The sequence below is a fragment of the Halocatena pleomorpha genome, from assembly GCF_003862495.1.
Classification (GTDB): domain Archaea; phylum Halobacteriota; class Halobacteria; order Halobacteriales; family Haloarculaceae; genus Halocatena; species Halocatena pleomorpha.
The window spans coordinates 28,019-43,770 of the sequence record NZ_RRCH01000028.1 but is presented as its reverse complement, the minus strand read 5'-3'; the positions used below and the strand labels follow the sequence as shown (position 1 = coordinate 43,770).

General features: G+C 53.3%; 9 protein-coding genes and 1 pseudogene. 4 read left to right on the top strand and 6 right to left on the bottom strand.

The window, feature by feature from the left end:
• Positions 1-4: 4 nt before the first annotated feature.
• From EIK79_RS12290 to fmdA, 3 genes are all read left to right on the top strand, one after another.
• Positions 5-1,291, top strand: coding sequence for an MFS transporter (locus tag EIK79_RS12290; RefSeq protein WP_124955407.1), 1,287 nt, complete (start codon positions 5-7; stop codon positions 1,289-1,291).
• A 243-nt stretch (positions 1,292-1,534) separates the two neighbouring features.
• On the top strand, positions 1,535-3,235 hold the full coding sequence (gene thsA, locus EIK79_RS12285) for a thermosome subunit alpha (protein ID WP_124955584.1): 1,701 nt from the start codon (positions 1,535-1,537) through the stop codon (positions 3,233-3,235).
• A 231-nt stretch (positions 3,236-3,466) separates the two neighbouring features.
• Complete coding sequence (gene fmdA, locus EIK79_RS12280; RefSeq protein WP_124955406.1) at positions 3,467-4,741, top strand: formamidase; 1,275 nt, start codon at positions 3,467-3,469, stop codon at positions 4,739-4,741.
• A gap of 262 nt (positions 4,742-5,003) precedes the next feature.
• Here fmdA and EIK79_RS12275 read toward each other — a convergent pair whose 3' ends face one another.
• Complete coding sequence (locus EIK79_RS12275; protein WP_124955405.1) at positions 5,004-6,641, bottom strand: potassium channel family protein; 1,638 nt, start codon at positions 6,639-6,641, stop codon at positions 5,004-5,006.
• A gap of 319 nt (positions 6,642-6,960) precedes the next feature.
• Between EIK79_RS12275 and EIK79_RS18140 the strand changes: the two genes are divergently transcribed.
• The gene (locus tag EIK79_RS18140) at positions 6,961-7,110 is read left to right on the top strand and encodes a DUF7557 family protein (protein WP_185715619.1); all 150 of its coding nucleotides are present in this window, start codon (positions 6,961-6,963) and stop codon (positions 7,108-7,110) included.
• 994 nt (positions 7,111-8,104) lie between these two features.
• Here the strand turns inward: EIK79_RS18140 and EIK79_RS12265 are convergent.
• From EIK79_RS12265 to EIK79_RS12245, 5 genes and pseudogenes are all read right to left on the bottom strand, one after another.
• The gene (locus EIK79_RS12265; protein ID WP_124955583.1) at positions 8,105-8,854 is read right to left on the bottom strand and encodes an SDR family oxidoreductase; all 750 of its coding nucleotides are present in this window, start codon (positions 8,852-8,854) and stop codon (positions 8,105-8,107) included.
• Between the two features lie 288 nt (positions 8,855-9,142).
• Positions 9,143-10,072: pseudogene (pgk, locus tag EIK79_RS12260) on the bottom strand (phosphoglycerate kinase); the annotation flags it as partial.
• 83 nt (positions 10,073-10,155) lie between these two features.
• On the bottom strand, positions 10,156-11,238 hold the full coding sequence (gap, locus tag EIK79_RS12255; protein ID WP_124955403.1) for a type I glyceraldehyde-3-phosphate dehydrogenase: 1,083 nt from the start codon (positions 11,236-11,238) through the stop codon (positions 10,156-10,158).
• 111 nt (positions 11,239-11,349) lie between these two features.
• Complete coding sequence (locus EIK79_RS12250; RefSeq protein WP_124955402.1) at positions 11,350-14,043, bottom strand: DNA-directed DNA polymerase; 2,694 nt, start codon at positions 14,041-14,043, stop codon at positions 11,350-11,352.
• Between the two features lie 198 nt (positions 14,044-14,241).
• On the bottom strand, positions 14,242-15,537 hold the full coding sequence (locus EIK79_RS12245) for a beta propeller repeat protein (RefSeq protein WP_124955401.1): 1,296 nt from the start codon (positions 15,535-15,537) through the stop codon (positions 14,242-14,244).
• Positions 15,538-15,752: the final 215 nt, after the last annotated feature.

Genomic DNA, 15,752 nt, shown 5'->3' with positions numbered 1-15,752 from the left:
GAGTATGGAAACTGAACTCAAACAGGGTATCAGCGAGCACCTCGGACAGTTCTCGCTCCACATCCTCCTAGTGTTCGCCACCGGGCTGACCATCGGATCTGAACGCGCCGTCGTGCCTGTCCTCGGTCGCGACATGCTCGGCGTCGAATCGGTGTTCGTCATCGGCTCGTTCGTCGTCTCGTTTGGCTTTATCAAAGGACTTCTCAATCTCTACGCCGGAAAATGGGGCGGCGAGTACGGCCGCAAGCCCGTGCTTATCCTCGGGTGGGTGACTGCACTGCCGATCCCCGTCATCCTCATCTTCGCGCCGAGTTGGAGTTGGATCACAATCGGAAACATTCTGCTGGGCGTCAATCAGGCGTTGACTTGGAGCATGGCGATCAACGCCAAAATTGACCTCGCAAGCCCTGAGCAACGAGGATTAGCCGTGGGTATCGATGAGGCGTTCGGGTATAGTGGTGTCGCAGTCGGTGCCTGGATTACGGGCGTCATCGCAGCGCAGACGAACCTCCGTCCCGAGCCGTTCTACTTCCTTACTGCCGTCGTCGTACTGGCGTTCCTTATCTCGGTCTTCCTCATCAAGGAGACGGTTCAGTTCACGGAGATAGAGGTTGATGATGACGACAGCCACGACGCGAATCTCCCGTTTGGCGAGGTGTTGAAGCGGGCCACCTATGGTGACAAGACGCTGTTCGCCGCAGCACAAGCGGGCCACATTGAGAAATTCGTTGATACGCTGTTCTGGCTCGCCGTTCCGCTGTATCTCACGGGTCAAGGACTCGGAATCGCAGCGGCGGGGTTCGTCGTTGGGATTCACAGCGCGATGTATTTCCTCCAGATTGCGACCGGCGGACTCGCGGATCGGATTGGTCGACGTTCGCCGGTTGTCGGAGGAATGTTCCTCACCGGCGCAGGCGTCCTCGGGATGGTACTTATCAACGGGTATCTCTCGTGGGTGATACTCTCGGGGGTTTCCGGTCTCGGAATGGCGTTGCTTTATCCGAATCTGATGACGGTACCGGGCGACGCCGCCCACCCGACGTGGCGTGCAACCGGGATGGGGGTCTACCGGATGTGGCGTGACTCAGGTTACGGCGTCGGCGCAATCCTGATCGGATTCTCGATGGAGTTCGTCAACGCTGAAGCCGCTTTCTATCTGACCGCCGCCCTGATGTTCGTCTCTGGGACGATCGTGTACATCTGGATGGAAGAAACCCATCCCGACTTCGGGACGCATGAGCCTCCTGCGCCTGCCCCTCAGCAATCCGATCGGACACTCCCGCAAGACTAGCTCAGCAGAACTTTTTTGCACCAACTGTATCTGACTTCTCGGATCTCAATACGAACGAAGTCAGAAACAACTATCTTGCCGGCCTCGAATGTCTCGGTTGGTTTCAAAAAACGATCTTACCGTAACATGCCTGCTGAGACCAGTGTAGTGTGACAGCTGTGCTGTATCTGTTCGAATAGAGTATTAGGAGTCGACAACAATAGGTATTTTTATTTGGTACTGCCTTTGTAATAGAGCGTGATTATGAGGATTAAAAGTGGCATCCATCAGTTGCTTCCGGCAGTGAACAAGGACGCCGAACGTATCCACGGTGCAGACGCTCAGTACGCCAACTTCTCCGCAGGAAAGGCGCTTGCCGAGACCGTTCAGACCACGCTCGGACCGAAGAGTTTAGACAAAATGTTACTCACCGCAGACGGGAAGCTCGTCGTCACGAACGATGGGGCGAGCATCCTCGATCGGATGGATATCAATCACCCGATCGCTGAGATGGTAGTGGATGTAGCCGAAACACAAGAGGACACAGCGGGTGATGGAACCACGACCGCCGTACTCTTGACAGGTGCATTGCTTCGGAATGCAGCAGACCTCATCGAACAAGGTCTTCATCCCACTACTATCTCTGATGGCTATCACCTAGCAGCCGAACGAGCGTGTGAAACTCTGCAGCAAGCCACGATCAGAATTGACGCCAATGATCCCGATCAGCTCCAGAAGATCGCCCGGACGGTCATCACGGGCAAATGGGACAATCCCGATGCTCGGTTTCTCGCCGGTCTCGCCGTCAGAGCGGTGCAAGCGGTCGAGTGTGACGGACTCATTGATCGCCGGAACATCACCCAGCAGACTGTCGCTGGTGGCAGCTGTCGCGATTCAGAAGTCATCGACGGTCTGGTGATCGATATGGAGCGGTCCTCGACATCAATGGTGTCACCGACCACAGCATTTCCACGACGGATCGAAGACGCTACGATCGCGCTCATCGACTCTCAACTAACGGTCGAGACAGTCACCGGGCACGGAACGGTCAATTTCGGTGATCCCGAACAACGTCCGGCGTTGCTCGAATATGAGGATCGCGTGTATGAGGAGTGCGTCACGACAATCGTGGACGCTGGTGCAGATGTCGTGTTCTGTCAGAAGAGCATCGACGATCCGATCCGGCATTTCCTCGCGCGTGAAAACGTCCTCGCGGTCGAGCGAACACGCAAGGACGAACTGCGCAAACTCGGGCGCGTAACCGGTGCCCAGCACGTTGGGTCGATCGACCACCTCTCTGCCGCTGACACCGGCCGTGCGAGGGTAGTCGAGCGTCGGTCGGCCGGTGATCGAGAGCTGGCTATCGTTACAGGTGGCTCAGACTCCAAGCAAGTCTCACTTCTCCTCCGTGGCGGAACTGCACACGTTGTCGACGAGATGAAGCGGATCCTTTCGGATTGCATCGCTGTGCTCGAATTGACTATCGAACACAGAGAGGTACTTCCCGGCGGTGGTGCGATCGAGGTTATGCTCGCAACAGACCTCCGTGATTATGCTGTAGGTATCGAAGGACAAGCACAGTTGGCCGCCACGGCATTCGCTGACGCACTTGAGATCATTCCTCGAACGCTCGCGAAGAACGCTGGAATGGATCCGATCGACAGCCTCATTGATCTCCGCACCCGCCACCACGCAGGCAATCATACTGCCGGGCTCGCTGTCCTGACGGGAGATATTCAGGATATGGTTGCTGTCGGAGTGCTGGAGCCACTAACGATCAAACGGCGTGCGATTACAAACGCCCAAGAGGCTTCGAATACAATTATCAGAATTGATGATATTATCGTAGCGTCAGCAGATAACGACATCGACCGAGAACACGAACACGGTTCCAACACTGTTCGCACATCGACGGGCGGGCATCCATGGGCTATCGGACATTCGACGGATGGACACGGACACTAGCGACGCTTGATCCCACCGAAAGCGGGCGCAAAGCACTCTCTTAGCCTACCACTTGAATAATTCAAACAAAGTGCTCTGGATTTATATACAGACTTAAATTTTAGTGAAGGAATTAATCTATACCTATATAAGAATAGAATCATTATAAAAATTAAACATTTAATATAGCGCATAACTATTAAGGTCGGCAGGCTCGAATAAATACACTAAGCCTATTGATTGGTGATAACCATGCCAGAAGTAAAATTCGAAGTTGACGTAGATAGTCCGCCTGATGAGCAACCCGGTGCCAATCCGTTTAACCGGTGGCATCCGGACATTCCTGCCGTCATTGAAGCCGATACAGGAGAAACCATGCGTCTCGAAGCGCTTGACTGGACCGGCGGGCAGATCCGAGACAACGACAACGCAAACGAGATTCGTGACGTGGATCTCACGCAGGTTCACTACCTAGCTGGACCAGTCCATGTGAACGGTGCCGAACCTGGTGACTTACTGAAGGTCGAGTTCCTTGATATGGGACCGTTGAACGATCGTTGGGAGTTCGGATTCACAGGAACGTTTTCACAACAGAACGGGGGTGGATTCCTCACAGATCATTTTCCCGATGCAGCGAAGTCGATCTGGGACCTTGACGGATATACGGTCTCATCCCGGCACGTTCCGGATGTCCGGTATCAAGGAAAGATCCATCCTGGATTAGCTGGATGCGCTCCGGATCAAGAACTCCTTGAAGAGTGGAACGAGCGCGAGCAGAAACTCATCGACAAACACGAGGAAGACCCCGAATCGATTCACGATCATCCGACCGGTGAAGCCGAGCCGTCAGTTGCGAATCCCCCGACGAAGGAAGGCGCTCTGATGGGAGAAATGGACGCCGATGACGCTGAAGCGGCCGCAGAGGAGGCAGCACGGACCGTCCCGCCCCGTGAACACGGGGGAAACCACGACATTAAGGACCTTTCTATCGGCTCCACGGTGTACTTCCCAGTTTACGTGGAGGGCGCAAAGTTTGGGATCGGGGATTTCCACGCGTCTCAGGGTGATGGGGAGATTACCTTCTGTGGCGCTATCGAAATGGCTGCATACATTGATGTCGAGTTTGATGTAATTAAAGATGGGATGAATAAATACGGCGTCGATCACCCCATATTCGAACCGGGGAACCGGGGACCGACGTTCGAAGACTACGTTACTTTCTGTGGGTACTCAGTCACAGAAGACGGAGAACAGCACTATATCGATCCGCACATCGCTTATCGGCGCGCCTCGCTTCAAGCGATCGATTATTTGAAGAAGTTCGGATACACCGGCCAGCAGGCCTACCACATCTTAGGCACGGTCCCCATCGAAGGACGACAGAGTGGAGTCGTTGATGTCCCCAACGCCTGTTCGACACTCGCGCTCCCGAAAGCAGTGTTCGATTTTGACATCGCTCCGGGACGGCTCAACGAGCACGAGGAGGATCGCGGCGACATCAGTATTACAGACGATCCGCTTGGATAACGCCGTCTGAACGACCAGGAGCAGAGACCGTATTCATCCTCGTCAAAAATACATTCTGGGGACATGAAACACACACCGCGAGATACCTTTCATGCGCAACGACAGAGTGACGCGAACGAGTACACAGGATGGAAACCAGTTGAGGAACGGAATTCTGATCGTACAAACCACCTCCGAGTTCTGGACGCGTGAATTGCGGTTCCGACAGCCGGGTTGCCCGAATACACGATTTTGTCGGGTTGCTTCTGAATTTTTGATAGGTTCAGGTGCTGTACTGCTGTTCGAACCGAGTAGTGGCATCGTCGGTACCGACGATGACGACTTCATCCCCCGTCTCGAAGGTGAATCTCGCTGTATCGAAGTCGGTGATCGTCTCACCGTTTCTGACGATCGCAACTACCGTACACCCTGTCCGGGTTCGAACGTCTTCATCGGCCAACGTACGTCCCTCAAGTTCGCCTACAGAGAGACGGACAACGTTGATTTGTGTGTTGTACGTCAACACCTCCTCGTCTTCGAAGACCGTTGAGGCGAGCATCCGGCCGCTGACCGTCGTCAACGATTGCACGTAGCTAGCACCCGCTCGATACAGTTTCTCGACGTCATTCTCCTCGCTGGCTCGGACGATAATGGGAAGATCCGAATTCAATTCATGAGCAATAAGTGTCGTGAAAATAGCTGTTGTATCGTCTGCAACTGTGAGTACTAGTGCGTCAGCGTTCACAATTCCGGCCTCTTTCAGGATGGCTGGTTCACGTGCGTCACCCATGACATCGGTGTGCTCTTTCTCCTCGATATCAAGGACAGTCAGCTGCGATTCCGATCGGGATAGGGCGTTGTACACCGCTTTGCCGGAGTCACCGTATCCGGCAAGAACGATCCGGTGGGATGTGAACGCTCGGACTGTCGAGGGAGTCGCGTCCTGCAGCGACTCCACTTGTTCTAGCTCGCCTGCCACGAGAAGCCGCGTTCCGGCCTCCAATACATCGTTCAAGTCGATAGGCGTTTTGAAGTCGCCATTGAACCACGCGCCGATCACCTTCACACCGAATCGTGCACGTAGCCCAACCTCGGCAAACGTTGCGCCACAGAGTTCGCTTCCCTCCGCAACCGTGAGCTTGACAAGTCCAAAATCCTCCCCAATGGCGATTTCGTCTCCGATCTCTGTGGTGACCGCTGTGGGAACGTGTGCGGCCAGACTCTCCCCCAGTAACTGCCGAGGAGAGAGCACCGCATCCACACCGGCTGCACGGTGATACTGCGCGAGATCTGGATCTTCGATGAGTGTTATTACACGCACCTCAGGACGCGCATCACGAGCGGAAAGCGCAATGCTTGCACTCGTATCATCCGCGGCATCAACGACCACAGCGATCGCGGATCCGAGTTGCGCGTTGGCAAGCGTCTCAATAGACTCGGGATCGCCTTCGATGACCTGATATCCGGCCTCATGAAGTTCCTTGGCAGTATCCTCGTCGGACTCAATGAGGACGTATCCTCGATCCCGGGCGTCGAGTTCTGTGACAAACGCCTCGATTCGAGGTGTGTACTCACAGACGATAATGTGGTCTGACACCTCAGAAATCGTCTTTGGAGCCGCCGTGGTGAGCACATCACGGAGCCAAGGAACGGCGAACACGTCTACCGCAGTGAGGATGAGTCCGATGCCAGCGAACTGCATCAGTATCACCAACACGTTCATCTGGGGTGTTTGCCACGGCGCGTCCGACCCATATCCTGTGGTCGTAAAACTCTGGACAACGAACTCCAGAGACCGATACAGGGACTGCGGGCGATTCTCCCAACTGGCCATTCCGGCGTTGTACGCACCGGTAAAGACCAGGGTGGTCACGATAACTAGTGTGAGATAATAAACCGTTCGACGGGACTGCATTGTCATATAAAGACATACGCCCTCCACTTCATTTATGATCACAGTCTCTGAGAACAGTCGACACACGATCCGACAGCACTGTCGTCATGGCGCAGTGTTCCTTGATATTTAGTAACACTACGTATCCAACAGGGCACGTTCAACTGGCATTTACACCCGGAACGCCAAGAACATATTTCCAACAGCACATCGTAGAGAGAGTGACCCATGTCGAGACTCCCCGGTTCAACGAACCGACCCGACCATCAACTCACCAGCTGACGAAACGTGATTCGACGAACAGAGCTCGGGTCGAAACAAAACAACATGAAAAGAGGTGTTCACCATGACATATACACTGCAAATCAGCGATGATCTCAAAGCACGGTTAGACGACCACCTAGAGGAAGACGAATCATACGAGGAGCTTATTACCGAACTAGTTTCCATGTACGAAACAGGCGGCACCTTCCACAGGGAAGGGTATTCGGAATGAGCTACTGTCGAAATCACGGTCATTATGGAAAAACACGCTTCTGGGTTCCACATGCATGCCCATAAGACGAAGTCATCCACGGAAAGAAGTCTAGCGAAGCCTAGCGGACACAGCGTATCCCTTAGCGAGACAAGTATACATTATTTGAGTGTTTCGGTAGGTCGATTTTTCATGTTCCTTTACAAACGTAGCGATGTAAAGGAGAACACGATTGGAGTAATCAGAGGTTATCGTAGGGACTGCGATATCGTATTGTGATGATTCACCTTGACCGCGACGATGGCTATCAAGGTGTGTCTATGTTACAGAAGTTGTATGGTGTGAAATATGTGATTCCTTGATTTTCCATTTCTGTTTTCCATCTAGTAACGACTTCCTTACACTGTGCGAAGACTATAGACTATTGCCGTATGATAATGGTACATGTCTGGTAGCTACACCGCGTTCGGATTCTATCGAGGGTCTATCTGTCGGGGGGTGAGTCGCGGATTGCTGTGGCGCAATCGGTACACAACCCAGTTTCCTTGTCATAATGGGCGGCGCACACAAGAGCACCACACCGTGTACACTGATACTCAGCAGGCGCTGATTCACAGATCTGGCAGAGAGTTTGGACGCTCATTGTAACTATCGATCAACACGTGATCGTTGTACGGTTCTTCGTTTGCTTGAGTGTGAGATCGCCCTCGGGCTCGGGCCGTTGGAGATCTGACACATATTCTCCAGAACTTGCACCTCTGCTGTCTGGTCTCGGGGCTTTTTCTGCGACACCGATACACTTCATTGATATCCACCAACCCGTTGGCACGTGGTGACTATGCAAAATAGTTACTCCCAACCAATTGCTCCGCGAATACCTTTATCGCTCATTTAATACAGTAAGTTGCAACTTAAACGTAACAGATTCCACGAAGTGTTCACGAGTAGTAGCCAGATCAGCCGAATTTGGAGATACGACGGTGGCACCCAAACCAGTTACTCACGTGCAATACAGTCACTGTGCGGTGTATCCACCATCCACCACGAGGTTGTGTCCAGTAACGTATGCAGCGTCGTCAGTTGCCAAGAAGAGTACTGCGCCAGCGACGTCTTCAGGTTGACCGTCGCGATGCAAGGGGATCTGTTCATCGAGTGTTCCTGCGACCGATGCGTCTTGGGTCGTCATTGCTGTCTCGATCACCCCCGGATTGACCGCATTGACCCGGATGCCGTCCCCACCAAGTTCGACTGCGAGTTCTCTCGAGAGATTCGTGATCCCACCTTTCGACGCACAGTACGCCGACGCGTCAGGATACCCAACGAGTCCAGCGATCGATGAGACATTGATGATCGATCCTCCGTCGTCTTGCTCGCGCATCACCTCCGCCGCGAATTTGCTCCCAAAATAGACGCCCTTGAGATTGATGTTCATCACCCAGTCGTAGTCCGCTTCGTCGACCGTCTCTACTGGTTGATTCCCGGGAAAGACCCCCGCGTTGTTCACCATAACATCGAGGCGACCGAACGCTTCAACCGCCTTCTCGATGGCATCATGAACCGCTGTCATGTCTGAAACATCGGTCTCAATAAATTTCGCCCCTGAAATCATCTCGTGTGTCGGTTTCCCACCCTCACGGGGCTCTTTTCGAACGTCGGCAACGACGATGTTGGCTCCCTCGTCAGCGAATCGGAGCGCAATAGCACGTCCGATTCCCGACGCTGCACCCGTGACTACCACCGATTTGTCGATGAGTTTTCGACCCATGGATGATCCCATCACGAGATAACGTGAGCGATCCTCAAATAATGAGACGCACATTGGTCTCTATTCACTGCCGATTGGTTGATTCAACACTGCAGTATGACATCCTCTTACCCAAGCGAGCACTGATTGGTTGCTCGCTGAGACAATACAGTCTGTTTGTGGAAGCGAAACACGCCGAACGTTACCAATCCAACTTCATCGTGATGCCAGTCGGTCGCTGATAATATTTCATTAATATTATAATAAATTAACAGATGCTACTACTTCTGGTTTCTGTTGGACACAGATTCAGCGTTCGAGCACGTCGACACCAACAAACGGTTCGCCAGTGAGTGCACGAACGTATGCCCCGCCAGCGATCGAGACGCGTGAGAAGTCATCTTCATCGAAGTCAAACAATTCGATCGAGCGGGATGTGTCTCCTCCGCCAATGACTGACAAACAGTCACTGTCAGCGATTGCTGAGAGACCCTCGACCGTACCGTCGGCAAACCGTTCGTCCTCGAAAACGCCGAGCGCGCCCTTAACGAAGACGGCCTCGGATGTAGAAACGAGATCGGCATAGTGCTTGGCTGTTTCGGAGCCGATGTCGAAATAGGTCGTTTCCTCAATATCGCAGCCGACGTTGTACCCGTCAGCCCGCAGAAAAAGTTCTCCGATGATCCCGCTGAGACAGAACTGATCGGCCGTATCGTCGGCTCGGTCGATTACCCGAATAGAATCTTCAGGTTTCACCCTGCCCAAAACCATCGTGACGGTGCCATCGAACTCTCTCGCTTGAAGGGCGGAGTTTGCCACATATTCGCGTTCCATCACGCGACCCGCGTAGGCGTCCGTGACGCACGGGAAGCCGACAATCGAGGCGTGAGAACGGTGGGCAGAAGAGTATGCGTCGTCGACGTAAGCGTCAAATTCCGGTGCAAGCGTTTGAACGAACTCTGTTTAAGCCGTGATATCCGGTTCCGCTTCAGGTAGTTCTCCATCACACATCCACACGTTCTCAAAAAGGAGTACGTCACCCGGTTCAAGGTTATTGATCGCTGCGAGTGCGGACTCACCGTAGGTGTCGGAAATGAAGTCAATCTCGCGCTCAGGGAGATTTGCGAGAATATCGGCATGTTGCATAAGAGATGTCAACGTGCTTTAACCCAGCCGTCCCTGATGAGCGATCAGAGCGATTGCGTGGTTGTCGTCAAGCAGTTCCAGTATAGCAACTGCTGTCGTTTTTCAGGATCGTCGATAGTTTGAAACATGGTCATGGGTTTCAGTGTTCAGGGGCCTGCCATCGTTCATCTGACAAGTTAGTTGGTGTTAGTGTGGACTGCTTCTTTTGATTCCATGACTCCGGTTTCGGTAGCGATATACGCCGCGAGATTTAGCATCTGAGTCGAATAGCCATATTCGTTGTCGTACCACGTCAGAACCTTCACGAGGTTGCCCGCTACGACCATCAAGGATTCGAGATCGATGTATGACGCAAGCGGTAGTCCGATGATGTCCTGTGAAACGATCTCCTCATCCGTATAGCCGAGAATGCCTGCAAGGTCGTTGTCAGCCGCGTCGCGGAAGGCATCAGCCACTTCACTTTTCGTAATATCGGTTTCGAGGCTGATAGTGAGATCGGTAATCGATCCGTCCGGAACCGGGACACGCATCGCCATCCCGTCGAGTTTACCCTTGAGTTCGGGCAGGATTTCTGTCGTGGCAACTGCGGCACCTGTCGTGGTCGGAACGATATTTTCGGCGGCTGCACGGCCACGACGGCGCTTTGCGAGCGGACCATCTACTAACCCTTGGCTACCGGTGTATGCGTGGACGGTTGTGAGTAAGCCAGATTCAATACCGAACGCCTCATTGAGCACCTTCACGACCGGTACGACGGAATTCGTGGTGCAGGAAGCGTTCGAGATGACATCTTCACCGTCGTACTCCGCATGATTGACGCCGTAGATGAACATCGGAACTGTCGTCTCGCCTTTTGGTGGAGCCGAGATGATGACCTTCTCGGCACCCGCTTGGAGGTGCTGTGCTGCCTCCTCGTGTGTCCGGAACAAGCCCGTTGCTTCGATGGCAACGTCGATACCAATCTCGTCCCATGGGAGCGCGGAGGGTTCGTGCTCCGAAAGCAATTGGATTTGCCGAGAGCCGACAGAAAGGATATCTCCGTTGCGTGAGACCCCTTCGAGTTGACCATGAACCGAGTCGTACCGGAGTAAATACTCCATGTCGTCGTCGTCCATCACGTCGTTGATGGCGACAATCTCGACGGTATCATCGGACAACGACGCGCGAAAGACGGCTCGACCGATCCGCCCGAAGCCGTTAAGCCCGATTCGGAGTGTGTCGTCTGACCTCATGCTGTCGCTGTTTGGATGTTCCCCCATGATCGAAATTTCGATTTCTACCAGTAAATTAATTGTGTCTGTCTCGGTGGGACAGGCTGTCCATAGTCGTACCACCCGCTAACACCTGAATATACTCCGCGAGTAAGAGGATCAGCTGTACTGTCCAAGTCCCGTTTGTTGCTGTCCTGTTTTGACTTCGTCCCATGAGATGCCGATAGCCTCAAGAATACGCTCGATGGGGTTTTTGAGTGTTTTGTCGAGCATTTCGTCCCACTCGACACTGAACTCATCGGGCAACTGATCGGCGTACTCGATGCAGATGACATCTTGTTCCCTCTTGAATTCGGTGTAGAGATCACGTTCACCATTCGAAATTCGACCCTCAGATTCGATCTGCGTAAAGAAGTCGGGGTGGACCCGATCAAGATAGATCCGTTTTGGTTTTGAGCCACGCGCGAAGTTCGTCCCGAGCATCGCGTTGGCGTATTTCGCTCCTCGAACGTGGGCTCGATCCACATCATAGTTGCTCAAACGTTTACCGATCCCCCCTGGGATCCCCACTTCTTCAACTGAAATCTCCCCGCTCTGGAATCCTTCGATTACGTCGTGCACGTAGTCGGCCACTGCGTCTTGATACTCCTTGCCGTCGCTCGTCACGATCAACTCGATGACTTCGCGCTGGACTTCCTTGGTGATCGGTGCGATGTCAGAGCGCTTGTATTCAAAGCCCGTGATATCGATATCATCGACATCTTTACCCTCTTTCCAGATGATGTGGCCGGCGTACCGCTTTTTCCGACCGGCCTGGAAAAAGCGACGGTACAGTTTCTCGAACTCGATCTCAAACCGATGCTCCTGGGCGTTCAACTCCTCACCAGCGAACGCTTCGTAGGCCTCGTTAATCTGCTCTGCCAACTCAAACGACTGATTGATGGCTTCAGCTTTCGACACTTCCTGTCCAAATTCAATCATGACAGAATCTGTGTCGCCATATACAACGTCTTTGTCGTGTTTATTGGCGGCTTCTTCAGTGTATTTAATGACTTCCCGTCCGGTTGCCGTCACTGCAGCACCCATCTCCATATCGTAGAGACGGAATCGCTCCCAGCCGAGGACGCCGTACAGCGAGTTCATCAAGACCTTCACAGCTGATTGTTGCCGATCGTAGGTCTCGTATGCCTCGCTGCCAGGATCGTGTTCGTCGCGACGGGTTTTCTTCTCGTCGCGCTCAGAGAGCAACTCATTAACCATTTCCCGGATAATGCCGTCAGGCTCTTTCCGGAACAGTGTTCCGTTGGGTGCCTCGTACACATCACCGTCATACTCCGGACTGACTTTGGTTTCGGGACTGGCGTTGATAGTAACCATCGCCATCGGATAGAGGCTCTTCAGGTCAAGCACGCTCACCATCTCCTTGACACCAGTGATCGGTTCGAACACCGCGCCACCCTCATAGTCTTCTGCGTCGACGGAACCTTTCGAGGGCAATACCAAGTCGCCGTGTACTTTGTGGAGAATGTACAGATCAACCGCGTCACCCGGGGTGATCGCGTCCTCAAGCTTGCAGCCGACGAACGTGGCGACTTCTTCCCAAAAAGGAATGATCCCCTGTTTCCGATCGAGTTCAACACACAGCTCAACATCCCGCAGGTTGTATTCAAGCAATCGCTCAGGATCGTCCTCCCAAAGATCACCGATGTCGCCCGGATAGCGTTCCTTGCCGATTCCAAGCTCAACCTCACCGACGGCGTCCAACCGGTAAGATTCGAGCTCTGTGAACTGCGTGCGCTTGTACCCGTCCAACAGATCGAACACCACCCGGCCTTTCACGTTTGGCCCGTACCAATCGTCGAGCCACACCTCGTTCACTCGTGAGAGCCGATCTGGGTCGAGTGCTCCGTCACCTCCGAGTTGTTTCAACCGGTCGACGAGATACGGCATATCGAAATCAGTGAAGTTCCACCCGGTCAACACGTCCGGGTCGGTCGCCTCGATGTAATCGATAAACGCGGCGAGCATCCCCTCTTCACTCTCGAACGATCGAACGTCCGCGTCGATCGGTCCGTTATGGGGGTCATACTCGGACAGTTCGTCGGGTCCCGACGTTCCAGTGGGAGACTCGTACAGCCAGACGGTGTACTGGTCGTCGTAGGAATCGTGGCTAGTGAGACAGACGATCGGCTCCTCACCGTCTTCGGGAAAGCCGTTGCGGTCATCGACCTCGATGTCGAACGTGTTGATTCGCAGGTCGGCGTCGACAGGGACAGTCTCAATCTCCTCGTGTGGGATCTCGATGGTACCGTTATCTTTGCGGCACTCAGGAACACGAATACCGCTCGTGATGTTTTTATCGATGAGAAGTCGGTTCGGAAAGAGGATATCGGCTTCGTAGTGGTCAAAATGGTCCCGCAACTCCCCGACATCCGGAGGTGTTCGACCGAACACTTTCGTCAGTGGTTGGCCCCGAATGCTTTCGTATCCATCTTCGCTGCCGGTCAGACGGTCATAGTCGTCTTCTGGGGGATGATCAAGCGATTCGGTTGGGGCGTAAAAATACGGTCGAAACTCCCGGACGCGCACATGTTCAGTTTCGTTGTCTGCTGTTCGTCCGAATACATGAAGGACCGGATGTTGGTCGTCACCTCTCCCCTCGATGGTGTAGTTCACCTGCATGACCGCGATGTCGATCGTGCCATCAGACGCAGGATAACGATACTCTGACTTATTGATTATCTCTGCGGCCTCGCTGTCAGTGGTGTTCCCAGCAATGGCTGCTGCTTCTTCTGGAGGTCGTTTACTTTCACCTTCATCTATAAAATTTGTGAGAGAAGCGTTTTCGGCCATGGGTATCAATATCTCTGCGTGAATAAAAAGGCGGCTTATTTTAAATTTCAGGTGCAAAACCCCTGTACTACAGTACGAGGAGACAGCACCGTTCTTAGTCTCAACCACCGAAAATTGGCGGCTTGAGTTACTAGTTCAGGCGCGTTATCCACATGAGACTGTCTTGAGAACAACACCGTTCCATTGCCGAAGCTTCTGTTACGCCCAGAACTTCGGCACCGTCGCGTTGATTTGATAGCCCTCACTTTGGGCGCTATCGGATACGACTGTGTGTCGAGGACCATCCATCGACAGCGGTCCGAAGACGTTGGTGAGCAGGATCTTTCGGGTCTCCGTCCGGTACAGCTCGTACCATTCGGCTCCGTTGACGCTGGCGAGCACGACTGAATCCGTTCCCGTGTCCATTGGAGAGTAGCCGAACGCCATCAAACAGAGTTCGCGTCCGTCGTCTTCCCGAATGTGCCAGCGCCCACGGGCGTACATTTCCATCGTGTCGTCCGTCGGATCCGTCTCTATCTTAACGTACGGACGAACGAGGTCATCCACTCCGTCCGGTTTGTCGGTGGGTTTCTCACGCTCCCAGCGGATGATTCCCTCCGGAGTGCCGTCAGTACCGAACGCGACGCAGTCTTTGAAGGCAGCGATCTGGGTCAGCATGGTAACCTCACCTTGTTCTGCGATCGTCTCCCACGAACTGCCGAGATCGTCGCTCCAGTACAGTTGTGTGTTACCATTGTCACCAACCACCACCCAGATCCGGTCGGCGTACGGATCGTATTCAACATCGTGAATGTGGAGGTTTGCTGCGTCTGTGGTCTTGAGAGGGGCTTTGAGAATGCGGTTGAACGATTGACCACCGTCGGTCGAGAGAATCACCTCGTTGGCATACTGCTCCGCCTCGAAATCCGAGAGCGCATAACACGAGAGAACGATGATGTCGTCGTAGACTGCGTGACCCATGCCGGGCATGGCGCGGCCGTATTCGAACTGATACAGCTTCTCTGCCCCGCTGAGATCATCACGAAGGCGATAGATTCGTCCTCCGGTGTCTCCCCGGCCCCCCACCGCCGTGATGATGTTCCCGCTCTCTGGAACAATGACCATTTGGACATGGTCGTCATCTATATCTTCGAACGAAAACAGCACCTCGGTAGTCTGATACCAGTCGTCGCTGACCGTCACGTCGGTGCCGGAGCGTCCGTACATCCGACCGTTCTGATCGATCCAGAGGGGGTATGTGTTCCAACGTTTGTCCTGAACGGCTAATTGGTAGTCCGTTCGTGGATGGCTCCCCGGCTCTACATCTACTTCGTGTTCTGCTGTAGTAGTTTTCTCCCGCTGAGTCGGAGGAGGCGTTTCAGTGTCGGTTTTCGCCTTGTCCTCATCCTCTATGGGTAATTGGTCAGCGCCACACCCCGCTAACGCCATACTCGTACTTGTCGTTGCCGTGAGCGTTACAAATCGTCGTCTTGTTAGTGATTTATTGGATGCCATTAACCTCCTCCTTAGTCATATCCTCCCAACTATTTTGACTATGATCACTAGTCTGGAGCTTTTGATATTGTTCTTGTAAAATATCAGACCGTCCCAACCGACTAACCATAACTATACATACTATACATGGATTGGATTATTATATATTTATCTCTTAAAATAGTAACAAACCGGTCGATATACGTACTTCTGGGTCTTCGTTTCGTACTTATTCG

Coding starts and splice junctions, on each gene's coding strand:
- EIK79_RS12290 (WP_124955407.1), top strand. CDS start 5: ATGGAAACTGAACTCAAACAGGGTATCAGCGAGCACCTCGGACAGTTC.
- thsA (WP_124955584.1), top strand. CDS start 1,535: ATGAGGATTAAAAGTGGCATCCATCAGTTGCTTCCGGCAGTGAACAAG.
- fmdA (WP_124955406.1), top strand. CDS start 3,467: ATGCCAGAAGTAAAATTCGAAGTTGACGTAGATAGTCCGCCTGATGAG.
- EIK79_RS12275 (WP_124955405.1), bottom strand. CDS start 6,641: ATGACAATGCAGTCCCGTCGAACGGTTTATTATCTCACACTAGTTATC.
- EIK79_RS18140 (WP_185715619.1), top strand. CDS start 6,961: ATGACATATACACTGCAAATCAGCGATGATCTCAAAGCACGGTTAGAC.
- EIK79_RS12265 (WP_124955583.1), bottom strand. CDS start 8,854: ATGGGTCGAAAACTCATCGACAAATCGGTGGTAGTCACGGGTGCAGCG.
- gap (WP_124955403.1), bottom strand. CDS start 11,238: ATGGGGGAACATCCAAACAGCGACAGCATGAGGTCAGACGACACACTC.
- EIK79_RS12250 (WP_124955402.1), bottom strand. CDS start 14,043: ATGGCCGAAAACGCTTCTCTCACAAATTTTATAGATGAAGGTGAAAGT.
- EIK79_RS12245 (WP_124955401.1), bottom strand. CDS start 15,537: ATGGCATCCAATAAATCACTAACAAGACGACGATTTGTAACGCTCACG.